The organism is Pseudomonas sp. GW821-FHT10C09 (genome assembly GCF_059415465.1).
Genome location: NZ_JBWKNG010000011.1, coordinates 1 through 21,371, shown reverse-complemented (window position 1 = coordinate 21,371; position 21,371 = coordinate 1). Strand labels below are relative to the sequence as shown.

The window sequence follows — 21,371 nt, the reverse complement described above, 5'->3', positions numbered from 1 at the left end:
TATCACCAAAGCCATTTCTGTCTCACACCGCCCGTCCCCTCTCCCGCCCAACAGTTGAAAAACGCTCCACCACCCCCATATGAGTTGGCATAAGGCATTTTCGCCCCGCTGCGTGGAGACTCTCCCTTGACCACCATCGTTTCAGTTCGCCGCCACGGCAAAGTCGTCATGGGCGGCGACGGCCAGGTTTCTCTCGGCAATACCGTGATGAAAGGCAACGCGAAGAAAGTTCGCCGCCTGTACCACGGCCAGGTTATCGCCGGTTTTGCCGGGGCCACCGCTGACGCCTTCACCCTCTTCGAGCGTTTCGAAGGCCAGCTTGAGAAACACCAGGGTCACCTGGTTCGCGCTGCCGTCGAGCTCGCCAAAGAATGGCGCACCGACCGCTCCCTCAGCCGCCTCGAAGCCATGCTCGCAGTCGCCAACAAAGACGCGTCCCTGATCATCACCGGCAACGGCGATGTGGTTGAACCCGAAGAAGGCCTGATCGCCATGGGTTCCGGCGGCGGGTACGCCCAGGCCGCTGCCAGCGCACTGCTGAAGAAGACCGATCTGTCGGCCCGGGAAATCGTCGAAACCGCCCTCGGCATCGCCGGCGACATCTGTGTATTCACCAACCACACCTTCACCATTGAGGAGCAGGACCTCGCTGAGTAAGCCTGTTTTGGCCACCACGCCACGGCTCACTTTTACCTGAGGACCGCCAATTACTATGTCCATGACTCCCCGTGAAATCGTCCACGAACTCAATCGCCATATCATCGGCCAGGACGATGCCAAGCGCGCCGTCGCCATCGCGCTGCGTAACCGCTGGCGCCGGATGCAGCTGCCTGAAGAGCTGCGCGTTGAGGTAACCCCCAAGAACATCCTGATGATCGGCCCGACCGGTGTCGGTAAAACCGAGATCGCTCGCCGCCTGGCCAAACTCGCCAACGCACCGTTCATCAAAGTCGAAGCGACCAAGTTCACCGAAGTCGGCTACGTCGGCCGCGACGTTGAATCGATCATTCGTGACCTGGCTGACGCAGCGATCAAGCTGCTGCGCGAACAGGAAATGACCAAGGTTCGCCACCGCGCCGAAGACGCTGCCGAAGATCGTATCCTCGACGCCCTGCTGCCACCGGCTCGCATGGGTTTCAGTAACGAAGACGCCGGATCGGCAACCGATTCCAACACCCGCCAGCTGTTCCGCAAGCGCCTGCGCGAAGGTCAGCTGGATGACAAGGAGATCGAAATCGAAGTCGCCGACGTGGCTGGCGTCGACATCTCCGCGCCACCGGGCATGGAAGAAATGACCAACCAGTTGCAGAGCCTGTTCGCCAACATGGGCAAGGGCAAAAAGAAAAGCCGCAAGCTCAAGGTCAAGGAAGCACTGAAACTGGTGCGAGACGAAGAAGCCGGCCGCCTGGTCAATGAAGAAGAGTTGAAGGCCAAGGCGCTGGAAGCGGTCGAGCAGCACGGTATCGTGTTCATCGACGAAATCGACAAGGTCGCCAAGCGTGGCAACTCCGGCGGCGTCGACGTGTCCCGTGAAGGCGTGCAGCGTGACTTGCTGCCGCTGATCGAAGGCTGCACCGTCAACACCAAGCTGGGCATGGTCAAGACCGACCACATTCTGTTCATTGCCTCCGGTGCATTCCACCTGAGCAAGCCGAGCGACCTGGTGCCTGAACTGCAAGGCCGTCTGCCGATTCGTGTCGAGCTCAAGGCACTGACACCGGAAGACTTCGAACGCATTCTCAGCGAACCGCACGCGTCGCTCACCGAGCAGTATTGCGCCTTGCTGAAAACCGAAGGCCTGGGCATCGAGTTCCAGCCAAGCGGCATCAAGCGCATTGCCGAGATCGCCTGGCAGGTCAACGAGAAGACCGAGAACATCGGTGCCCGTCGCCTGCACACCTTGCTCGAGCGCCTGCTTGAAGAGGTGTCGTTCAGCGCCGGTGACCTGGCCAGCGCCCATGACGGCAAGGTGATCATGATCGACGCCGACTACGTCAACAGCCACTTGGGCGAATTGGCGCAAAACGAAGACCTGTCCCGTTATATCCTGTAGGTCTCATTCTGTGAGGGCGGGCTTCTGTGGCGAGGGAGCTTGCTCCCGCTGGGTCGCGGAGCGGCCCCAAAATCGGCGAATGCGGTTTATCAGCAAGACCCATTCGCTGGATTTACGACTGCTGCGCAGCCGAGCGGGAGCAAGCTCCCTCGCCACAGGAATACCCGTCAGCACAGGGCCTACATAACGACGGAAGATCGGCCCCATGACGACCCAACTCCCCACCGACATCAAACTGCACAAAGCCTCGAAAACCCTGTCGCTGAAATACGCTTCCGGCGAGGAGTATCACCTGCGCGCCGAGTTCCTGCGCGTGCACTCTCCCTCCGCCGAGGTCCAGGGCCACGGCAAACCCATCCTGCAATTTGGCAAGATCAACGTAGGACTGACCAAGGTAGAACCGGCCGGTCAGTACGCATTGAAATTGACCTTCGACGACGGCCACGACAGCGGCCTGTTCACCTGGGAATACCTCTACGAACTGGCGCGACGTTATGACGCACTTTGGGACGACTATCTTGCCGAGCTCAAAGCCGCCGGAAAAACCCGCGACCCGAACGAATCCGTGGTCAAGCTGATGCTCTAGGTCAAGCCTCTTGCTCATTAGAGGGCATTTTCTAATTTCATCTGTTTGAATGCTCCGCCTCAGGGCCAATGATTGGCCCGCTTGCGAAAAAAATTAAACTCGGGTAACCAATGGATCTGGCAAGTTCCCTGCAGTGCTCTCTGAACTAAAAAGCAGCGATGCAGAATTAACGGTCACCCGAGCAGTAGTACCTGGCATTGGCTGTATGACTACACAGTCAGGCTCAGGTACTCGTCTCAGGACAATGGAGCGTCGTAGATGAGTAACAAGAATAACGATGACTTGAAATCTCAAGCCTCGGAAAACACTTTGGGGCTGAATCCTGTCGTTGGGCTGCGTGGTAAAGATCTACTGGCTTCTGCTCGCATGGTGCTCAGGCAGGCCATCAAACAACCGGTCCACAGTGCAAAGCATGTTGCCCATTTCGGCCTTGAACTGAAGAACGTGTTGTTCGGTAAATCCGAACTTCTTCCGACTCCCGAAGACCGTCGCTTCGCCGATCCGGCGTGGAGTCAGAACCCGCTCTATAAACGTTATCTGCAAACTTACCTGGCGTGGCGCAAGGAGCTCCACGACTGGATCGACGAGAGCAATCTGACGCCCAAGGATGTCGCGCGCGGGCACTTCGTGATCAACCTCATGACCGAAGCCATGGCCCCGACCAACACGGCGGCCAACCCGGCGGCAGTCAAGCGCTTCTTCGAAACCGGCGGCAAAAGCCTGCTCGATGGCCTTTCGCATCTGGCCAAGGACATGGTGCACAACGGCGGCATGCCGAGCCAGGTCAACATGGGCGCCTTCGAAGTCGGCAAGAGCCTGGGCGTGACCGAAGGCGCTGTGGTGTTCCGCAACGACGTGCTGGAACTGATCCAGTACAAGCCGACCACCGAACAAGTCTTCGAGCGCCCACTGCTGGTGGTGCCGCCACAGATCAATAAATTCTACGTATTCGACCTGAGCCCGGAAAAAAGCTTGGCGCGCTACTGCCTGCGCAGCAATGTGCAGACCTTTATCGTCAGCTGGCGCAACCCGACCAAGGAACAGCGCGAGTGGGGCCTGTCGACTTACATCGAAGCGCTCAAGGAAGCGGTCGATGTGGTCAGCGCCATCACTGGCAGCAAAGACATCAACATGCTTGGCGCCTGCTCCGGCGGCATCACCTGCACCGCGCTGCTGGGCCATTACGCGGCACTCGGCGAGAAAAAGGTCAACGCCCTGACGCTGCTGGTCAGCGTGCTGGACACCACCCTGGACAGCGACGTCGCCCTGTTCGTCGACGAGCAAACCCTGGAATCCGCCAAGCGCCAGTCCTATCAGGCCGGTGTGCTGGAAGGCCGCGACATGGCGAAAGTCTTCGCCTGGATGCGCCCCAACGATTTGATCTGGAACTACTGGGTCAACAACTACCTGCTGGGTAACGAACCGCCGGTGTTCGACATCCTGTTCTGGAACAATGACACCACACGGTTGCCCGCCGCGTTCCACGGCGACCTGATCGAGATGTTCAAAAGTAATCCACTGATCCGTCCCGATGCACTGGAAGTGTGCGGTACGCCAATCGACCTGAAACAAGTCACCGCTGACATTTACAGCCTGGCCGGCACCACCGACCACATCACCCCGTGGAAGTCCTGCTACAAGTCGGCGCAACTGTTTGGCGGCAAGGTTGAATTCGTGCTGTCGAGCAGTGGGCATATCCAGAGCATCCTGAACCCGCCAGGCAACCCGAAATCGCGCTACATGACCAGCAGCGACATGCCGGTCAAGGCCGAAGACTGGCAAGAAAACTCCACCAAGCACACCGATTCCTGGTGGCTGCACTGGCAGGCATGGCTGGGCGAACGTTCGGGCAAATTGAAGAAGGCCCCAACGGTTTATGGCAACAAAACCTTCACCGCCGGCGAAGCAGCGCCGGGCACTTATGTACATGAGCGGTAACTGACACACCCCACCCAGTGTGGGAGCGAGCTTGCTCGCGGAAGCGGTCCATCAGCGCAGCCTTTTTGGATGCGCTACCGCTATCGCGAGCAGGCTCACTCCTACAGGGGATCGGGGATGAATTCACCCACAGGGCCTTGAAGCATGCCGCAACCGTTCATATTCCGTACCGTCGACCTGGATGGCCAGACCCTCCGCACGGCGGTACGCCCCGGCAAGCCTCACTTGACGCCCTTGCTGATTTTCAACGGCATCGGCGCCAACCTGGAGCTGGTGTTTCCGTTCGTCGCGGCATTGGACCCGGACCTGGAAGTCATTGCGTTCGACGTCCCCGGTGTCGGCGGCTCGTCGACGCCGAATCGGCCGTACCGCTTTCCCGGCCTGGCGAAACTCACGGCACGGATGCTCGACTATCTCGACTACGGTCAAGTCAACGTGATCGGCGTGTCCTGGGGCGGCGCCCTCGCCCAGCAGTTTGCGTATGACTACCCCGAACGCTGCAAGAAACTCGTGTTGGCGGCCACCGCGGCCGGCGCAGTCATGGTGCCGGGCAAACCGAAAGTGCTGTGGATGATGGCCAGCCCACGACGCTACATCCAGCCGTCACACGTGATCCGCATCGCCCCGATGATCTATGGCGGCGCGTTCCGTCGCGACCCCACCCTGGCGGCCAGCCACGCGGCGAAAGTCCGTTCGGCGGGCAAGCTCGGTTATTACTGGCAGCTGTTTGCCGGCCTGGGCTGGACCAGCATTCACTGGCTGCACAAGATCAACCAGCCGACGCTGGTACTGGCCGGTGACGACGATCCACTGATCCCGTTGGTCAACATGCGCCTGTTGGCCTGGCGAATTCCCAACGCCCAGTTGCACATCATCGATGACGGGCATCTGTTCCTGATCACCCGCGCCGAAGCCGTGGCACCGATCATCATGAAATTCCTCGAGGAAGAACGTCAGCGCGCCGTGATGCATCCGCATCCATCGCCGTTGGGCAGTTAGTCGCTTCATCGGCCGGCAGGACGCCGCGCCGCGCAACAACCCACAACAGCGTCTATGGTGATCTGGTTCAGTGAGTTTGTTTTTGGCTTGAAACGAAGGAGTGTTGAGACATGCGCGACAAACCAGCGAGAGACGCTTTACCCACTCCCGCCGCGTTCATCAACGCACAGAGTGCGATTACCGGCCTGCGTGGCCGGGATCTGATTTCGACCTTGCGCAGCGTGGCGGCCCACGGCTTGCGCAACCCGGTGCACAGCGCCCGACACGCCTTGAAACTGGGCGGTCAGTTGGGCCGTGTCTTATTGGGTGAAACCTTGCACGCGACCAACCCGCAGGACACTCGTTTCACCGACCCGGCGTGGAGTCTCAACCCGTTTTATCGTCGCAGCCTGCAGGCCTATCTGAGCTGGCAGAAACAGGTCAAAAGCTGGATCGACGACAGCGCCATGTCCCCCGACGATCGTGCCCGCGCGCACTTTGCGTTTGCCTTGCTCAATGACGCCGTGTCGCCGTCCAACACCCTGCTCAATCCGCTGGCGATCAAGGAGATCTTCAATTCCGGCGGCAACAGCCTGGTGCGCGGTATAAGCCATCTGGTCGACGACTTCCTGCACAACGACGGCCTGCCCCGGCAAGTCACCAAGCAAGCGTTCGAAGTGGGCAGAACCGTTGCCAGCACCACCGGCTCGGTGGTGTTTCGCAACGAGCTGCTGGAGCTGATCCAGTACAAGCCGATGAGCGAAAAACAATATTCCAAACCGCTGCTGGTGGTGCCACCGCAGATCAACAAGTACTACATTTTCGACCTGAGCCCGCATAACAGCTTCGTCCAGTTCGCCCTGAAAAACGGCCTGCAGACCTTCATGATCAGTTGGCGCAATCCGGATGTGCGCCATCGCGAATGGGGGCTGTCGACCTACGTTGAAGCCGTGGAAGAAGCGATGAATGTCTGCCGGGCGATCACCGGCGCGCGCGAGGTAAACCTGATGGGCGCCTGCGCCGGCGGGCTGACCATCGCCGCGCTGCAAGGTCACTTGCAGGCCAAGCGACAGCTGCGCCGCGTGTCGAGTGCGACCTATCTGGTGAGCCTGCTCGACAGTCAGATGGACTCCCCGGCGACGCTGTTCGCCGACGAGCAGACCCTTGAAGCGGCCAAGCGCAAGTCGTATCAGAAAGGTGTGCTGGATGGTCGCGACATGGCCAAGGTGTTCGCCTGGATGCGCCCCAACGACTTGATCTGGAGTTATTTCGTCAATAACTACCTGCTCGGCAAAGAACCGCCAGCGTTCGACATCCTCTACTGGAACAACGACAACACGCGGCTGCCGGCGGCCTTTCATGGCGATCTGCTGGACTTCTTCAAACACAACCCGCTGAGCCATCCGGGCGGCCTTGAAGTGTGCGGCACGCCCATCGACTTGCAGAAAGTCACCGTCGACAGCTTCAGCGTCGCGGGCATCAACGACCACATTACGCCGTGGGACGCGGTGTACCGCTCGACGCTGTTGCTGGGTGGCGAGCGACGCTTCGTGCTGTCCAACAGTGGTCACGTGCAGAGCATTCTCAACCCGCCGAGCAACCCGAAAGCCAACTACGTCGAAGGCGCAAAACTGAGCAGCGATCCACGGGCCTGGTATTACGACGCGAAGCAGGTCGACGGCAGTTGGTGGACGCAATGGCTGGAGTGGATTCAGCAACGGTCCGGCGCGCTGAAAGAAACCCACATGGCCCTCGGCAATCAGAATTATCCACCGCAGGAGGCAGCACCCGGTACTTACGTGCGTGTGCGCTGACGTTCAACCCACCACGGCCGACGCTGGCCGTGGCACTGACTCGACCATTAAGAAGACTGGATGAAAACCCGCGACCGGATTCTCGAATGTGCTTTGCAGTTGTTCAATCAGAAAGGCGAACCGAACGTCTCCACCATGGAAGTTGCCAACGAGATGGGCATCAGCCCCGGCAACCTCTACTACCACTTTCACGGCAAGGAGCCGTTGATTCTCGGGTTGTTCGAGCGCTTCCAGGCTGAACTGGCGCCGCTGCTCGACCCTCCTGCCGATGTGGAACTGGCACCGGACGATTACTGGCTGTTCCTGCACCTGATCGTCGAACGGCTGTCGCATTACCGGTTTCTGTTCCAGGACCTGTCGAACCTCGCCGGACGCCTGCCCAAACTGGCGAAGGGCATCCGCAACCTGCTCAATGCGCTGAAGCGCACCTTGGCGTCATTGTTGGCGCGGTTGAAGGCTCAGGGGCAATTGGTCAGTGATACGCAGGCGTTGGGGCAGTTGGTGGAGCAGATCACCATGACGCTGCTGTTCTCGCTGGACTACCAGCGGATTCTTGATCGTGAGGGTGAGGTGAGGCTGGTGGTGTACCAGATCATGATGCTGGTGGCGCCGCACTTGCTGCCGCCGATCAAGGTGGCGACCGAGCAGATGGCCCTCCAATACCTGGAAGAACACGAATAGTCCTGACTACAAATAACCCTGTGGGAGCGAGCCTGCTCGCGAAAGCGGCATATCATTCAACATTGATGGCGACTGATATACCGCTTTCGCGAGCAGGCTCGCTCCCACATTTGATCTGCGGCGTTTGCGAAACCGCTCACAAACAAAAACGCCCGACCTTGGCAGGCCGGGCGTTTTTTTGAGCCCTGAAAATCAGGACTGACTGGTTGGCGTCGTTGCTGGCGCTACAGTCGGGGTTACAGCAGGGGTCGGCGCGGTAGCAGAGTTCGATGCGCTGACCGGGGCGGCCGGGGTTGCCGGTTTGGCAACAGCCGCCACTGCTGGTTTTGGTGCGGCGGCTTTCGGCGCAGCCGGTTTTTTCACCGCTGGCTTCTTCGCTGCAGCAGGTTTTGCTGCTGGCTTGGCGGCCGGTTTGGCAGCTGCGGTTTTGGCAACTGGCTTGGCGGCTGGTTTTGCTGCTGGCTTGGCGGCTGCTTTGGCGGCAACCGGTTTAGCCGCTGGCTTGGCTGCAGCAGGTTTTGCTGCGGCAGTTTTGGCGGCAGGCTTGGCCGCTGCTTTCGCAGCTGGTTTGGCTGCCGGTTTAGCGGCTGCTTTGGCCAGTGGCTTGGCAGCGGTTTTAGCCGCTGGTTTGGCCGCTGCGGTTTTCGCCGCAACAGGCGCAACCTTGGCACCGGTGAGTTTTTCGATTTGCTTGGTCAGGGTATCGACCTTGCTGTGCAGTGCTTTCACTTCGTTGCGGCTCGGGACACCAAGGCGCGAAATGGCACTGTTCAGACGCTTGTCGAAAGCCCCTTCCAGCTCATCCCATTTGCCCAGTGCACGATCTTTAACGCCAGTGATGCGCGACTTGGCCGACGAAGCGGAATCCTTGACGTCATCGACTTTCTTGCCAACAGCGCTCTTGGTGAGCTTCTCGGCTTTCTCGCCGTCTTTGACCAATGTATCGAAGAGCTTGCTGCCGTCAGTGTCGATCTTCGAGTACACGCCTAAACCAGCCAGCCAGATTTTGCGGGAGTAGTCTTCGACTTTCCCGATCCACGAGCTGCCTTCTTTTGCGGTGTTCTTTTTAACAGCCATCCCGTTCTCCTTAAGATTTACGCGCGACGCGTTCGAGCAATGCCGTCAGCTCATCGAGCTTAGCAGAGAGTGTCTCAACGTCATGTTTAGACGGAATGCCGATACGATTCAAGGCACTTGCGACACGCGAGTCAAAAGCCTTCTCGACCTTGTCGAGTTGAACTTCGACCTTGCCTTTGAAAGTACTCACTTCACTCTTGGCTTCAACGATCTCGGCGTTAGCGGCTTCAAGCTTTTCAGCCACTACTTTTTTGCCTTTCTTTTCAACAGTTTGACCAGCCTTGATCAACTCTTGAAAGTATTCGCTACCCTCTTGCCCGACCTTGGCGTAGGCACCCAGGCCTGCCAGCCAGATCTTGCGGGCATAGGATTTGACGTCGCCCAGAGCTGTAGTCGAAGCGTCGATTTTTTTCTTCAAAATAACTTTGGCCATGGTGCACCTCACGCGCAGAAGGTTTGAGGAACTGCCCGGACAAGTGTCGGGCTCAGGCACAAAGTAGGGAGAAAAATTAGAAACGGCACCCTAACAACTGACATAAACCTTCGGAGGCACCGCAATAAAAATGTGGGAGCGAGCCTGCTCGCGAAAGCGTCAGATCACCAACATCAATGCTGAATGACACACCGTCTTCGCGAGCAGGCTCGCTCCCACATTTGATTTTCATTCCAACCGGAGATCAGACGAGGGCTTTATCCAGCGCCTTCTCGATTTCCGATTTGATCATGCCGCTCATGGCCGACATCATCAGGCCCAATTCCACATCGACGCGGATCGAATCGTCGCTGACATGCACCGCGCCTTTCACTCCGGAGCGCTTGAGATTCAGCGTGTCGCCGGACCACTGCGACTCCAGGCCATATTGCTCGGACAGTTTCTGCGCCAGCTTGTCAGCCTTCTCGCGGGCCGCTTCCTTGCCCAGGCCGTGGGCACGCTCAACACTAATACGGGCCATCGAATGACTCCTGCGTTATGGATACGTTCCTGAAGCATCTTGACCATTACTGCGTCAAAACGTCCCGGTGGTTGCCCATCTTACCTTCAGCCTTGCCAAGACAAAGCATGCCTTGGGGATTAGAATGTCCCGCATTCTCTTCTGGTGACAGCGATATGACTGATCAGCGCAAAGGCAGCGATGCCGAACCCACCACACACTTCGGTTTCAAAAACGTTCCGGAAAGCCAAAAAGCGGAAAAAGTCGCTGAGGTTTTCCATTCGGTAGCCGCCAAGTACGACTTGATGAACGACCTCCTGTCGGGCGGCATGCACCGTTTGTGGAAGCGTTTCGCAATCGAGCTTTCGGGCGTGCGCACCGGCAATCGCGTGCTGGACATCGCCGGCGGTACGGGCGACCTGACCAAGAAATTCTCGCACCTCGTCGGCCCGACCGGCCAGGTGGTATTGGCCGACATCAACGAATCCATGCTCAAGGTCGGTCGTGACCGCCTGCTGGACCTCGGTGTCGCCGGCAACGTCGAATTCGTTCAGGCTGACGCCGAAAAGCTGCCGTTCCCGGACAACCATTTCGACTGCGTGACCATCGCTTTCGGCCTGCGCAACGTTACCCATAAAGAAGACGCCCTGCGTTCGATGCTGCGCGTGCTGAAACCGGGCGGCCGTTTGCTGGTACTGGAGTTCTCCAAGCCGACCAATGCGCTGATGTCCAAAGCCTACGACGCCTACTCGTTCGCCTTCATGCCGCTGATGGGCAAGCTGATCACCAACGACTCGGAAAGCTATCGCTACCTGGCCGAATCGATCCGCATGCACCCGAATCAGGAAACCCTGAAGTCGATGATGGTCGAGGCCGGTTTCGACCGCGTGACCTACCACAACATGACCGCAGGCATCGTCGCCCTGCACCGCGGCATCAAACCCTGATGTTGCTGGCCGGCCTGCTCGCCAGCGTTGAACTCGGCCTTAACCGGGTGCTGCGTCTCGACAGCACGGCGCTGCCGCGGCTGGCGCATTTGAGCGGTCGGGTGATTGCCGTCGACTGCCGCAGCCCGGCATTGCAGCTGTTCATCCTGCCCAGCGACGAAGGCCTGATGCTCGCTTCCCACTGGGAAACCGGCGCCGACTGCACCCTGCGTGCACCGGCCTCTAGCCTGTTGAAACTGGCGATGAGCAAGGACAAGACCTCGGTCCTGCATGGCCCTGAAGTCGAACTCGACGGTGACAGCGGCGTGCTGCTGGAGCTGGCGGCGATCCTTCAGGACCTCGAACTGGACTGGGAGTACGAACTCTCGCGCTGGCTGGGACCGGTGGCCACGCAACTGGTTGGCGGTCACCTGCGAAGTCGCGCTCGCTGGTATCAGCAAGGGTTCGTCAGCCTGGGGCAGAACCTCGGCGAATACCTGGCTGAAGAGTCGCGCACCCTCGTCGGCCAGCGCGAGGCCGAAGCCCGTTTCAGTGAATTGGACCAGATCAAACTCGATCTGGAACGTCTCGAGGCGCGTTTCGAGCGCCTTTCCCGATCCCTCGACCCAAGCGATAACGCATGAAGCTGCTTGCCGTCCGCCGTTTGTTGCGCATCCAGCGCGTTGTGATTCGTTACCGCCTCGATGACCTGCTGTTTGCCCTGCCGCTGCCCTGGTTTCTGCTGGCGCTGCGTTACGCCTTGCCGTGGCGCTGGTTCCCGCGCAAGACGCTGGACCTGAGCCGTGGTGCGCGATTGCGCCTGGCGTTGCAGGACCTTGGGCCGATTTTCATCAAGTTCGGGCAGATTTTGTCCACCCGCCGCGACCTGTTGCCGGAAGACATCGCCGATGAGCTGATGAAGCTGCAGGACCGCGTGCCGCCGTTCGACTCGCAAGTCTCGGTGAGGTTGATCGAAGAGCAGCTCGGCAAGAAGATCAGCGAAGTGTTCAGCCGTTTCGACGTCGAGCCGCTGGCTTCCGCCTCGGTAGCGCAGGTGCATGCCGCGCAGTTGAAAACCGGCGAAGAAGTGGTGGTCAAGGTGATCCGCCCGGGCCTCAAGCCGATCATCGCCCAGGATCTGGCGTGGTTGTTCATCCTCGCTCGCGCCGCTGAAAAGCTCTCGGCCGACGCGCGCCTGCTGCACCCGGTGGACGTGGTCCAGGACTACGAAAAGACCATCTACGACGAACTCGACCTGCTGCGCGAAGCGGCCAACGCCAGCCAGTTGAAACGCAACTTCGAAGGCTCGCCGCTGCTGTATGTGCCGCAAGTCTATTGGGACTGGTGCCGGCCGAAAGTGTTGGTGATGGAGCGCATCTACGGCATCCAGGTCACCGACCTGGCCACCCTGGCCGACCAGCGCACCGACATGAAAATGCTCGCCGAACGCGGCGTGGAAATTTTCTTCACCCAGGTGTTCCGCGACAGCTTCTTCCACGCCGACATGCACCCCGGCAACATCTTCGTCAGCACCGTCAACCCGTGGAGCCCGCAGTACATCGCGATCGACTGCGGCATCGTCGGCAGCCTGACCCCGGAAGACCAAGACTATCTCGCCCGCAACCTGTTCGCTTTCTTCAAACGTGACTACCGCCGTGTGGCGCAATTGCACATCGATTCGGGCTGGGTGCCGGCGGAAACCAAACTCAACGAATTCGAAGCGGCGATCCGCACCGTGTGCGAACCGATCTTCGAAAAACCGTTAAAAGATATTTCCTTCGGCCAGGTGCTGATGCGCCTGTTCCAGACCGCTCGACGCTTCAATATGGAAGTGCAACCGCAGCTCGTGCTGCTGCAAAAAACCTTGTTGAACATCGAAGGCCTGGGCCGTCAGCTGTACCCGGACCTGGACTTGTGGAACACCGCGCAGCCGTTCCTTGAGCGCTGGATGCGCGAGCGTGTCAGCCCCAAAGCCTTGATCGGCAACGTGCAGAGCCAGTTCGAACAGCTGCCGCACCTGGCCAACATGGCCCGCGACCTGCTCGAACGCATGTCTCAACCCCACGCCTATGACCCACCACCGCCCTGGCATAAACGCAAGGATGACTGGTTCTTGCGCCTGCTCGGCTGCGCACACCTGGCGGGCGGCGTTATTCTGCTGGCCGGCGGACCGCTGAACGAACTGGGTCATTGGCCCGGGGGAATCATGGTGGCCGTAGGTTTGTATCTGGTCGTTCGCCGATAGCCAGTTGTGTGATCCACTGGCACACTGTTTGAACGTTGGGCCTGGCTAATGAAGTGCGAAGCCCGCTGTCGGAGTCGAAGATGAAAAACTGGCTGGACGAGATCAAGTGGGACGCTGATGGCCTGGTGCCGGCGATTGCCCAGGATCACAAGACCGGGCGCGTCCTGATGATGGCCTGGATGAACCGTGAAGCGCTGGAACTGACCGCTGCCGAGAACCGTGCCATTTACTGGTCGCGTTCCCGTGGCAAGCTGTGGCGCAAGGGCGAAGAGTCCGGCCACGTGCAAACCCTGCATGAGATGCGCCTGGACTGCGACGCCGACGTGATCATCCTGATGGTCGAGCAAATCGGCGACATCGCCTGCCATACCGGCCGCCAGAGCTGCTTCTACCGCGTCTATGAGAACGCCGACTGGACAACCGTCGACCCGGTCCTGAAAGACCCGCACGCCATCTATTCCGCAGGACACAAACATGAGTGACACGCTGACCCGCCTGGCCCAAGTGCTGGAAGAGCGCAAAGGCGCCGCCGCCGACAGCTCGTATGTCGCCAGCCTGTACCACAAGGGCTTGAACAAGATTCTGGAAAAAGTCGGCGAAGAGTCGGTCGAAACCATCATTGCTGCCAAGGATGCCGCCATCAGCGGCGACTGCAGCGATGTGATCTACGAGACCGCCGATTTGTGGTTCCACAGCATGGTCATGCTCGCCCAACTGGGGCAGCATCCGCAGGCTGTACTTGATGAACTGGACCGTCGCTTCGGTCTGTCCGGACACGCCGAGAAAGCCTCGCGCCCGTCCGCCTGAACAATTATTAGAGAGGAGCAGCAACATGGGCATTTTTGACTGGAAACACTGGATCGTCATCCTGGTTGTTGTCGTATTGGTATTCGGCACCAAGAAACTGAAAAACCTCGGCACGGACGTGGGCGAATCGATCAAGGGCTTCAAGAAAGCCATGAACGATGACGAAAAACCGGCCGATCCGACCGTGACCCCGGCGCAACCGGTTCCGCCTGTTCAGCCGCAGACCACGCAGTCCGTGAACCAGCCGCACACCATCGACGTGCAGGCACAAAAAGTCGAAGAGCCGATCCGCAAAGACGTGTGAGCACTGACTAATGTTTGGTATCAGCTTCTCTGAACTGCTGCTCGTCGGCCTCGTTGCCCTGCTGGTGCTGGGCCCCGAGCGCTTGCCGGGTGCTGCGCGCACCGCCGGCCTGTGGGTCGGGCGCTTGAAGCGCAGCTTCAACGCGATCAAACAGGAAGTTGAACGTGAAATCGGTGCCGACGAGATTCGTCGGCAGTTGCACAACGAGCACATTCTGTCGCTGGAGCAGGAGGCGCGGAAGATTTTCTCGCCGACCCAGCAGGAGCCGACGCCAGTGGAGCACGTGGGGGAACAGACGATTCACGCGCCTGTCGCCGCCACTGAACCAACGCCTGCGCCAGCGCCTGTTGTAGCGACTACGCAACCTGAGCCCGTTGTATCAGCAACACCGGTTGAACCGGTTGCTCCTGCCGCCGCGCCGACAGCGCCGGCCCCTCATGACCCAACACTGCCGCCGCGAGCCCCATGAGCGATCTCCCCGAAAACGACCAGCACATGCCGCTGGTTTCGCACCTCACCGAGTTGCGTACCCGCCTGCTGCGCTGTGTAGCGGCGATTTTCATCATCTTCGCCGGGTTGTTTGCCTTCACCCAGCAGATCTACACCTTCGTCTCCACGCCGCTGCGCGCGTACCTGCCCGCCGGCGCGACGATGATTGCCACCGACGTATCGTCGCCGTTCCTGACGCCGCTGAAGCTGACCATGATGGTCTCGCTGTTCCTGGCGATCCCGGTGATCCTGCACCAGATCTGGGGCTTCATCGCACCGGGCCTGTACAAGCATGAAAAGCGCATTGCCGTGCCGTTGCTGATGTCCAGCATCGTGCTGTTCTACACCGGCATGGCGTTCGCCTATTACCTGGTGTTCCCGTTGATCTTCAAGTTCTTCGCCGCCGCCACCCCGGCCGGCGTGGAAATGATGACCGACATCACCAGCTACCTCGATTTCGTCATGACGCTGTTCTTCGCCTTTGGCGTGGCGTTTGAAATCCCGGTGGCCGTGGTGCTGCTGGTGTGGATCGGCGTGGTCGACGTCAAATACCTGAAGAAAATCCGCCCGTACGTGGTCATCGGCTGCTTCGTGGTTGGCATGATCCTGACGCCGCCGGACATCTTCTCGCAGACGCTGTTGGCGGTTCCGATGTGGCTGCTGTTCGAGATCGGCATCCTGTTTGGCAGCCTGATCAGCAAACGTGGCGAGCATCCGGACGATCAACCGGTTGACGATCACAACGACCAGCCGCCAGCGACCCAACCGTGAACCTGCTGCTGCTCGAAGAAGCCGATTTCATTGCGGCCGACCGGGTGATCCTGCGTGATCGCCGGTTGACGCACATGCAGGAAGTTCATCGCTGCGAAGTCGGTGACAGCATGCGCGTCGGCAAGATCGGCGGGTTGATGGGCGCTGCCGAGGTGCTGCGCCTGGACGCCGCTGAAGCCGAATTGCGCGTCACCCTCGACCAACCGCCCCCGAGCAAGCTGCCGTTGACCCTGGTGTTGGCCCTGCCACGCCCGAAAATGCTCCGTAGGGTGTTTCAGACCGTGGCCGCCATGGGTGTGCCGCGCGTCGTGCTGGTGAACAGCTATCGCGTCGAGAAGAGCTTCTGGCAAACCCCGTTCCTAGAACCCGAGGCGATTCGCGAGCAATTGATCCTCGGCCTCGAACAGGCCCGGGACAGCGTGCTGCCCGAGATCGTTATCGAGAAGCGCTTCAAACCCTTCGTTGAGGACCGTCTGCCGGCAATCACCGAGGGCACCCTCGGCCTTGTCGGCCATCCCGGCAATTACCCGCCCTGCCCTCGCGGTCTGGACGAACCGGTGACCCTGGCCATCGGCCCTGAAGGTGGCTGGATTCCTTACGAGATCGACCTGCTGGGCAAGTCCGGCCTGCAACCGGTGCAACTCGGCGAGCGCATCCTGCGCGTCGAAACCGCCGTCACCGCCCTGCTCGCCCGCCTGTTCTGACTCGGTCCCCTGTGGTGAGGGGGCTTGCCCCCTCGCCACAGGTATTTATTCCCCGCCTTCAGATTCTCTTCCGCCTGCCGATACAGTTCCCACAAAACCAATCAGTGGTCCAGGGAGTTGCAGCATGTACCAATGGCTAGCCGAGAATCTGGGGAACATCAGCGTCAATCGCAAACTGGGAATCGGTTTCGGTCTGGTGCTGTTGCTTACCCTGTTGATCACCTTCACCGGCTGGACTGGCCTGAGCGACGTGACGAGCCGTGGCGACAAGCTCGGGTTCATCGCCAGCCTCAATGACCTGACCAAAGACCTGCGCCTGGCCCGCCTGGACTATGAAATGCGCCGGGGCGAACAAGGCCCGGGGGCAGTCAACGACAAGCTTGCGCAACTCGATACTGGCCTGCAAACCGCTCGCAAACTGATTGAGCAACCGGCCGACGCGGCGATGGTTGATCAGCAACTGGCTGCCGTCAGCCAGTACCAACAAGCATTCAGCGCGATGATCCAGGCCGGCGCCAACCGCGAAGATGCCCGCAGCAAACTCGGGGCCACGGCCGATAACGCTGTCGCCCGTGTCGCTGAAGTCGAAAAATCCCTACTGCAAGGTGAGAGCGTCGCCCAGTTCAACAGCGTGATCGACTTGAGCAAACTGATTCAGCAAGCGCGCTTCCAGGTTCGCGGCTACACCTACAGCGCCAAGCCTGAAGCCGAACAGCCTGCGCTGGACGCCATCGACAACGCCCTGAAAAACCTCGAAAGCCTGACATCCAAACTACCGGAAGAGCACGCCGCCAACCTGCAACAGGCCAGTGACTCGCTCAAGGCCTACCGTGCCGCCGTCAGCCAGTACCGTGATTCCCAGGTCGCCAGTGCTGCTGCGCTCGTGCGCATGGCCGCGCAAGGCGACATCCTGCTCGACGTCAGCAAAAAACTCACCGTCTCGCAAACCATCGTCCGCGACACCGATGCGGCACACGCCAAGAACATGCTGCTGATGGCCACCGCCCTGGCCCTGGCCTTCGGTATGGTCGCGGCCTGGGCGATCACGCGCCAGATCGTCATCCCGCTGAACCAGACCCTGAAAGTGGCTGAACGCGTGGCGGCCGGCGACCTGACTCACAACCTGACATCCAAGCGTCGCGACGAACTCGGCCAGCTCCAGCGCGCCATGCAGAGCATGACCTTGGGCTTGCGTGAATTGATCGGTGGCATCAGCGACGGCGTCACGCAAATCGCCAGCGCCGCCGAAGAGTTGTCGGCGGTTACCGAGCAGACCAGTGTCGGGGTCAACAGCCAGAAGGTCGAGACCGATCAAGTGGCCACCGCCATGAACGAAATGACCGCGACCGTGCAGGAAGTCGCGCGCAATGCCGAAGAAGCCTCCGAAGCCGCCGTCGCCGCCGATCAGCAAGCCCGCGAAGGTGACAAAGTGGTCGGCGAAGCCATCGCCCAGATCGAGCGCTTGGCCCTCGAAGTCGGCAATTCCACCGCGGCGATGGGCGATCTCAAGCGCGAAAGCGACAAGATCGGCAGCGTGCTCGATGTGATCAAATCCGTGGCCCAGCAAACCAACTTGCTGGCCCTCAACGCCGCCATCGAAGCCGCCCGTGCCGGTGAGGCCGGACGGGGTTTCGCGGTGGTGGCCGATGAAGTCCGCAGCCTGGCGCAACGGACCCAGAAGTCCACCGAGGAAATCGAAGAGCTGATCGTCGGTTTGCAAAACGGCACCCAGCAAGTCGCCACGATCATGGACAACAGCCGCGTCCTGACCGACAGCAGCGTTGAACTGACCCGCCGCGCCGGGGGCTCACTGGAAAGCATCACCCGCACCGTGTCGGCGATTCAGTCGATGAACCAGCAGATCGCCGCCGCTGCCGAGCAGCAAACGGCGGTGGCCGAGGAGATCAACCGGAGCGTGCTCAACGTGCGTGACGTGTCCGAGCAGACCTCGGCAGCCAGTGAAGAAACGGCGGCCTCCAGTATTGAGCTGGCGCGGCTGGGGACGCATCTGCAGATGCTGGTGGGCAGGTTCAAGGTTTGAGGTGATTCAATGGCCTCGGTTCGCTTGGGACCGAGGTGAAGCATTCGCGAGCAGGCTCGCTCCCACATTTAACCGGGTTTCAATTCGGTAACGCTGTCAAAATGTGGGAGCGAGCCTGCTCGCGAAAGCGGTTCGACAGGCACCGAAGTTAGAGAACCTGCCGCAAAAACGCCTGCGCCCGCGGATCCTTCGGCGCATCAAAGAACTCCGCCGGCGAAGCATCCTCCAGCAATTTGCCGTGATCGAAGAACAACACCCGATCCGCCACTTCCCGCGCAAAGCCCATTTCATGGGTCACACAAACCATGGTCATGCCTTCCACAGCCAGGGTTTTCATCACGTCCAGCACTTCGCCGACCATTTCCGGGTCGAGCGCCGAAGTCGGTTCATCAAACAGCATGACCTTGGGTTCCATGGCCAACGCCCGGGCAATCGCAACGCGCTGTTGTTGGCCGCCGGACAGGCGCGACGGAAACTCGTTGGCCTTCTGTGCAATGCCAACCTTTTCCAGCAACGCCAGGGCCTTGGCCTCGCGTTCCTTCTTGCCGCGCTTGCGCACGACTTTCTGTGCCAGGCAGAGGTTTTCCAGCACGGTCATGTGCGGGAACAGGTTGAAGTGCTGAAACACCATGCCGACTTCGCGGCGGTAGGCGTTGACGTCGGTTTTCGGGTCGGCCAGTTGCAGGCCGTCGATGCTCACCGAGCCCGAATCAAACTCTTCCAGGCCATTGAGGCAGCGCAGGAAGGTCGACTTGCCGGAGCCGGACGGGCCGATCACCACCAGCACTTCACCCTTGGCCACGTGCGTGGTGACGTTATCCACCGCGCGAACCACCTGGCCACGGGTGTCGAAGACTTTTACCAGATCGCGGACTTCAATCACTTTGCGCGAGCCTCCGCTCAAGCCGGCTGGCGATTTTCGACAGTGGCAGGTTGATCAACAGGTACAACCCGGCCACACAGAACAGGATTTCGAATGGCGAGAACGAGGTGGTGATGACTTCGCGGCCGCTTTTCAGCAGTTCGGTAATCGCGATCACCGAAACCAGCGACGTGTCCTTGACCAGGCTGATGAATTGCCCAGCCAGGGGCGGCAGCACCCGCTTCAAGGCTTGCGGCATCACCACGTGGCGCATCGACTGGCCAGCGCTCAGGCCCAATGAACGTGCGGCCTCGTTCTGGCCACGGGCAATGGACTGCACGCCGGAACGGATGATTTCCGCAACGTAGGCGCCCGTGAACAGCGACAACGCCGCGATCCCGGCGAATTCCCGGGACAGGTTCATCACGGTGCCAATGAAGAAGTAGAAAATGAAGATCTGCACCAGCAGCGGCGTGCCACGGACCAGTTCAACGTAAATCGTCGAGAGATCACGCAGGGTCGGGTTGTTCGACAGCCGGCACAGGCCGGTGACGAGACCAATCAACAGGCCAAGTACGCCGGACACCACGGACAACCACAACGTGGTCCACAGTCCCCAAAGCAGTGGACCGGCAGCCCAATGGCGGGTCACGCCGATCACATCGCCTTCGGCCACATCATCGCCTTGGGCGACTTGCAGACTGTCGTCGTCGACGGTCACACGCTGCTCATCACCCGCATCGTTGCGCAGGGTGACTTTGGCTTTATCGCCCTTGCGCACCAGTTCGCTGACGGTGGAGATGTCGGCGGCGCGCTGGGATTCTTCGGCGTGGTAGGCGAAGTATTGCGGCACGCGGTTCCAGCGCCATTCGTAGGACATCAGCGAGGTGGCGTAATACAACGCGCCGGCCAGGCCGATCAGTACCAGCACGGTTAAAACGTGCCAGGGCCATTGGGATTTTTTTTGTTTCATTGAGTTTGAAGCTTCCGAATTCTGTGTCGCGAAGGAGGCCGTCTTCGCGAGCAGGCTCGCTCCCACAGGGGAACGCATTCCAATGTGTGCGAGCCTGCTCGCGAATGGGGCGACGCGGTCTGTCTGGCCGAGCCCTTATTCCATGTCTTTCTGCCAAGCGGTGTCTTTGAACCACTTGTCATGGATGCGATCGTAGGTGCCGTCTTCATGGATCTGGTGCAGGAAGTTGTTGATGAAGTTGATGCTGTCGTAATCACCCTTCTTCAGACCGAAGGCCAGCGGCTCGTAGGTGAACGGCTTGTCGAGGAACACCAGTTTGCCGGCACCAACCTTGTTCACGGCCACCACGTTGTACGGCGCATCGTAGATGAAGGCGTCAGCCTTGCCATTGACCACGTCCAGCACTGCTTCCTGTTCGTTGTCGTAGCCGTGGTACTTGGCTTTGGAGATCAACTTCCTGGCGACCATCTCGCCGGTGGTGCCGAGCTTTGAAGTGATGCGGTAGTCGGCGGTGTTCAGGTCTTTATAGGACTTGATGGAGCCTTCCAGCTCCTTGCGGATCAGCAGAGTCTGGCCGACGACGATGAACGGTTCGCTGAAGTTCAGGCGCAGGTTGCGTTCCTGAGTCAGGGTCATGCCGCTGCCGATCATGTCGAACTTATCGGTCATCAGGGCCGGGATGATGCCGTCGTAACCGGTGGACACCAGCTCCAGCTTGACGCCCATGGCTTTGGCCATGGCCTTTAGAATGTCGACTTCGAAACCGATGATCTCACCGCGCTTGTTGGTCATCTCGAACGGCATGTAGGTCGGGTCCATGCCGACTTTCAGCGTGCCGCGCTTGACCGCGTCATCGATGGCACCGGCCTGCGCCGCGCTGACTGCAACCAATGCCGTGACGCCGACCAGCAGCATCGAGAGATACTTCTTCATCATCATGTCCCCAAAACCATTGCGGTGTGAGGCGCGCAAAAACGGCGGTTTCCCTCGGGAAACACACCCCTACGGATAAAAATTATCCGGGCGCACCAATTCGGGGACGGATCCTAAACTACTCGCCCGTTTGCACAAGGGCTGGCAAACGATCAGGCAAAAAAAACCCCGCTGCATGAGCGTAATGCTGTTCACTTAAGCGGAGCAGCCTTACGGTCCACTGGAAACCGGGTCTTTGAGATCTTCACCGTCCTTGG

Annotated in this window: 23 protein-coding genes and 1 pseudogene; 18 read left to right on the top strand and 6 right to left on the bottom strand. The window is 59.8% G+C overall.

All coding sequences use genetic code 11. The features are described 5' to 3' along the window. The first annotated feature begins 126 nt into the window (after positions 1 to 126). The 7 genes from hslV (at position 127) to AC07N8_RS13025 (ending at position 8,050) form a co-directional block, all read left to right on the top strand. Positions 127 to 657, top strand: coding sequence for an ATP-dependent protease subunit HslV (gene hslV / locus AC07N8_RS13055; protein WP_007899242.1), 531 nt, complete (start codon positions 127 to 129; stop codon positions 655 to 657). A gap of 55 nt (positions 658 to 712) precedes the next feature. Continuing rightward, positions 713 to 2,053 (top strand): ATP-dependent protease ATPase subunit HslU, encoded by a 1,341-nt coding sequence (gene hslU / locus AC07N8_RS13050; protein ID WP_483840995.1) that lies wholly within the window; start codon positions 713 to 715, stop codon positions 2,051 to 2,053. 205 nt (positions 2,054 to 2,258) lie between these two features. Further along, positions 2,259 to 2,639, top strand: a complete 381-nt coding sequence (locus AC07N8_RS13045) for a gamma-butyrobetaine hydroxylase family protein (RefSeq protein WP_483840994.1) — start codon at positions 2,259 to 2,261, stop codon at positions 2,637 to 2,639. A 258-nt stretch (positions 2,640 to 2,897) separates the two neighbouring features. Beyond that, positions 2,898 to 4,577 carry a class II poly(R)-hydroxyalkanoic acid synthase gene (gene phaC, locus AC07N8_RS13040; RefSeq protein WP_493143918.1) on the top strand — a complete coding sequence of 560 codons (1,680 nt, stop codon included), beginning with the start codon at positions 2,898 to 2,900 and terminating at the stop codon, positions 4,575 to 4,577. 144 nt (positions 4,578 to 4,721) lie between these two features. Continuing rightward, complete coding sequence (gene phaZ / locus AC07N8_RS13035; RefSeq protein ID WP_123435489.1) at positions 4,722 to 5,576, top strand: poly(3-hydroxyalkanoate) depolymerase; 855 nt, start codon at positions 4,722 to 4,724, stop codon at positions 5,574 to 5,576. Positions 5,577 to 5,686: 110 nt separating this feature from the next. Continuing rightward, positions 5,687 to 7,369 carry a class II poly(R)-hydroxyalkanoic acid synthase gene (gene phaC / locus AC07N8_RS13030; protein ID WP_493143916.1) on the top strand — a complete coding sequence of 561 codons (1,683 nt, stop codon included), beginning with the start codon at positions 5,687 to 5,689 and terminating at the stop codon, positions 7,367 to 7,369. 60 nt (positions 7,370 to 7,429) lie between these two features. Next, positions 7,430 to 8,050 carry a TetR/AcrR family transcriptional regulator gene (locus AC07N8_RS13025; RefSeq protein ID WP_483840991.1) on the top strand — a complete coding sequence of 207 codons (621 nt, stop codon included), beginning with the start codon at positions 7,430 to 7,432 and terminating at the stop codon, positions 8,048 to 8,050. Between the two features lie 192 nt (positions 8,051 to 8,242). Here AC07N8_RS13025 and AC07N8_RS13020 read toward each other — a convergent pair whose 3' ends face one another. From AC07N8_RS13020 to AC07N8_RS13010, 3 genes are all read right to left on the bottom strand, one after another. After that, entirely contained in the window at positions 8,243 to 9,127 is an 885-nt protein-coding gene (locus AC07N8_RS13020; RefSeq protein WP_493143914.1) for a phasin family protein, read from the bottom strand. 10 nt (positions 9,128 to 9,137) lie between these two features. Further along, positions 9,138 to 9,560, bottom strand: coding sequence for a phasin family protein (locus tag AC07N8_RS13015; RefSeq protein ID WP_027922115.1), 423 nt, complete (start codon positions 9,558 to 9,560; stop codon positions 9,138 to 9,140). A gap of 244 nt (positions 9,561 to 9,804) precedes the next feature. Next, positions 9,805 to 10,080: a polyhydroxyalkanoic acid system family protein gene (locus AC07N8_RS13010; RefSeq protein WP_493143912.1), complete on the bottom strand. Its 276-nt coding sequence runs from the start codon at positions 10,078 to 10,080 to the stop codon at positions 9,805 to 9,807. A gap of 155 nt (positions 10,081 to 10,235) precedes the next feature. Between AC07N8_RS13010 and ubiE the strand changes: the two genes are divergently transcribed. From ubiE to AC07N8_RS12955, 11 genes and pseudogenes are all read left to right on the top strand, one after another. Beyond that, a complete protein-coding gene (gene ubiE / locus AC07N8_RS13005; protein WP_007948968.1) occupies positions 10,236 to 11,006 on the top strand; it encodes a bifunctional demethylmenaquinone methyltransferase/2-methoxy-6-polyprenyl-1,4-benzoquinol methylase UbiE in 771 nt (256 codons plus the stop codon). Next, a complete protein-coding gene (locus AC07N8_RS13000; RefSeq protein WP_077432308.1) occupies positions 11,006 to 11,629 on the top strand; it encodes a ubiquinone biosynthesis accessory factor UbiJ in 624 nt (207 codons plus the stop codon). The genes ubiE and AC07N8_RS13000 overlap by 1 nt, the downstream gene beginning before the upstream one ends. Next, entirely contained in the window at positions 11,626 to 13,230 is a 1,605-nt protein-coding gene (ubiB, locus tag AC07N8_RS12995) for a ubiquinone biosynthesis regulatory protein kinase UbiB (protein ID WP_483840988.1), read from the top strand. Before AC07N8_RS13000 ends, ubiB begins: the two co-directional genes overlap by 4 nt. An 80-nt stretch (positions 13,231 to 13,310) precedes the next feature. Continuing rightward, positions 13,311 to 13,712: a phosphoribosyl-AMP cyclohydrolase gene (gene hisI / locus AC07N8_RS12990; protein WP_493143909.1), complete on the top strand. Its 402-nt coding sequence runs from the start codon at positions 13,311 to 13,313 to the stop codon at positions 13,710 to 13,712. Continuing rightward, complete coding sequence (locus AC07N8_RS12985) at positions 13,705 to 14,037, top strand: phosphoribosyl-ATP diphosphatase (RefSeq protein WP_007899279.1); 333 nt, start codon at positions 13,705 to 13,707, stop codon at positions 14,035 to 14,037. The genes hisI and AC07N8_RS12985 overlap by 8 nt, the downstream gene beginning before the upstream one ends. A gap of 25 nt (positions 14,038 to 14,062) precedes the next feature. Then, the gene (locus tag AC07N8_RS12980) at positions 14,063 to 14,341 is read left to right on the top strand and encodes a twin-arginine translocase TatA/TatE family subunit (protein ID WP_010464483.1); all 279 of its coding nucleotides are present in this window, start codon (positions 14,063 to 14,065) and stop codon (positions 14,339 to 14,341) included. A 10-nt stretch (positions 14,342 to 14,351) separates the two neighbouring features. Further along, positions 14,352 to 14,810 carry a Sec-independent protein translocase protein TatB gene (tatB, locus tag AC07N8_RS12975; protein WP_493143906.1) on the top strand — a complete coding sequence of 153 codons (459 nt, stop codon included), beginning with the start codon at positions 14,352 to 14,354 and terminating at the stop codon, positions 14,808 to 14,810. Then, entirely contained in the window at positions 14,807 to 15,601 is a 795-nt protein-coding gene (gene tatC / locus AC07N8_RS12970; protein WP_027922121.1) for a twin-arginine translocase subunit TatC, read from the top strand. The genes tatB and tatC overlap by 4 nt, the downstream gene beginning before the upstream one ends. Continuing rightward, positions 15,598 to 16,305 carry a 16S rRNA (uracil(1498)-N(3))-methyltransferase gene (locus AC07N8_RS12965; RefSeq protein ID WP_483840987.1) on the top strand — a complete coding sequence of 236 codons (708 nt, stop codon included), beginning with the start codon at positions 15,598 to 15,600 and terminating at the stop codon, positions 16,303 to 16,305. Before tatC ends, AC07N8_RS12965 begins: the two co-directional genes overlap by 4 nt. A gap of 124 nt (positions 16,306 to 16,429) precedes the next feature. After that, positions 16,430 to 17,488 (top strand): annotated as a pseudogene (locus tag AC07N8_RS12960) (methyl-accepting chemotaxis protein); the annotation flags it as partial. Continuing rightward, positions 17,474 to 18,346 (top strand): methyl-accepting chemotaxis protein, encoded by an 873-nt coding sequence (locus tag AC07N8_RS12955; protein ID WP_493144086.1) that lies wholly within the window; start codon positions 17,474 to 17,476, stop codon positions 18,344 to 18,346. The pseudogene AC07N8_RS12960 and the gene AC07N8_RS12955, both read left to right, overlap by 15 nt. 148 nt (positions 18,347 to 18,494) lie before the next feature. Here the strand turns inward: AC07N8_RS12955 and AC07N8_RS12950 are convergent, their stop codons facing one another. The 3 genes from AC07N8_RS12950 to AC07N8_RS12940 form a co-directional block, all read right to left on the bottom strand. Next, positions 18,495 to 19,229, bottom strand: a complete 735-nt coding sequence (locus tag AC07N8_RS12950) for an amino acid ABC transporter ATP-binding protein (RefSeq protein WP_109627537.1) — start codon at positions 19,227 to 19,229, stop codon at positions 18,495 to 18,497. Continuing rightward, the gene (locus tag AC07N8_RS12945) at positions 19,222 to 20,181 is read right to left on the bottom strand and encodes an amino acid ABC transporter permease (RefSeq protein ID WP_483840986.1); all 960 of its coding nucleotides are present in this window, start codon (positions 20,179 to 20,181) and stop codon (positions 19,222 to 19,224) included. Before AC07N8_RS12945 ends, AC07N8_RS12950 begins: the two co-directional genes overlap by 8 nt. 135 nt (positions 20,182 to 20,316) lie before the next feature. Then, positions 20,317 to 21,114: a transporter substrate-binding domain-containing protein gene (locus tag AC07N8_RS12940; RefSeq protein WP_483840985.1), complete on the bottom strand. Its 798-nt coding sequence runs from the start codon at positions 21,112 to 21,114 to the stop codon at positions 20,317 to 20,319. Positions 21,115 to 21,371: the final 257 nt, after the last annotated feature.

Coding starts and splice junctions, on each gene's coding strand:
- AC07N8_RS12955 (WP_493144086.1), top strand. CDS start 17,474: ATGCAGAGCATGACCTTGGGCTTGCGTGAATTGATCGGTGGCATCAGC.
- ubiB (WP_483840988.1), top strand. CDS start 11,626: ATGAAGCTGCTTGCCGTCCGCCGTTTGTTGCGCATCCAGCGCGTTGTG.
- AC07N8_RS12985 (WP_007899279.1), top strand. CDS start 13,705: ATGAGTGACACGCTGACCCGCCTGGCCCAAGTGCTGGAAGAGCGCAAA.
- AC07N8_RS12980 (WP_010464483.1), top strand. CDS start 14,063: ATGGGCATTTTTGACTGGAAACACTGGATCGTCATCCTGGTTGTTGTC.
- AC07N8_RS12945 (WP_483840986.1), bottom strand. CDS start 20,181: ATGAAACAAAAAAAATCCCAATGGCCCTGGCACGTTTTAACCGTGCTG.
- AC07N8_RS13010 (WP_493143912.1), bottom strand. CDS start 10,080: ATGGCCCGTATTAGTGTTGAGCGTGCCCACGGCCTGGGCAAGGAAGCG.
- hisI (WP_493143909.1), top strand. CDS start 13,311: ATGAAAAACTGGCTGGACGAGATCAAGTGGGACGCTGATGGCCTGGTG.
- phaC (WP_493143918.1), top strand. CDS start 2,898: ATGAGTAACAAGAATAACGATGACTTGAAATCTCAAGCCTCGGAAAAC.
- AC07N8_RS12940 (WP_483840985.1), bottom strand. CDS start 21,114: ATGAAGAAGTATCTCTCGATGCTGCTGGTCGGCGTCACGGCATTGGTT.
- tatB (WP_493143906.1), top strand. CDS start 14,352: ATGTTTGGTATCAGCTTCTCTGAACTGCTGCTCGTCGGCCTCGTTGCC.
- hslU (WP_483840995.1), top strand. CDS start 713: ATGTCCATGACTCCCCGTGAAATCGTCCACGAACTCAATCGCCATATC.
- AC07N8_RS13045 (WP_483840994.1), top strand. CDS start 2,259: ATGACGACCCAACTCCCCACCGACATCAAACTGCACAAAGCCTCGAAA.
- AC07N8_RS13020 (WP_493143914.1), bottom strand. CDS start 9,127: ATGGCTGTTAAAAAGAACACCGCAAAAGAAGGCAGCTCGTGGATCGGG.
- ubiE (WP_007948968.1), top strand. CDS start 10,236: ATGACTGATCAGCGCAAAGGCAGCGATGCCGAACCCACCACACACTTC.
- phaC (WP_493143916.1), top strand. CDS start 5,687: ATGCGCGACAAACCAGCGAGAGACGCTTTACCCACTCCCGCCGCGTTC.
- tatC (WP_027922121.1), top strand. CDS start 14,807: ATGAGCGATCTCCCCGAAAACGACCAGCACATGCCGCTGGTTTCGCAC.
- AC07N8_RS13025 (WP_483840991.1), top strand. CDS start 7,430: ATGAAAACCCGCGACCGGATTCTCGAATGTGCTTTGCAGTTGTTCAAT.
- AC07N8_RS13015 (WP_027922115.1), bottom strand. CDS start 9,560: ATGGCCAAAGTTATTTTGAAGAAAAAAATCGACGCTTCGACTACAGCT.
- AC07N8_RS13000 (WP_077432308.1), top strand. CDS start 11,006: ATGTTGCTGGCCGGCCTGCTCGCCAGCGTTGAACTCGGCCTTAACCGG.
- phaZ (WP_123435489.1), top strand. CDS start 4,722: ATGCCGCAACCGTTCATATTCCGTACCGTCGACCTGGATGGCCAGACC.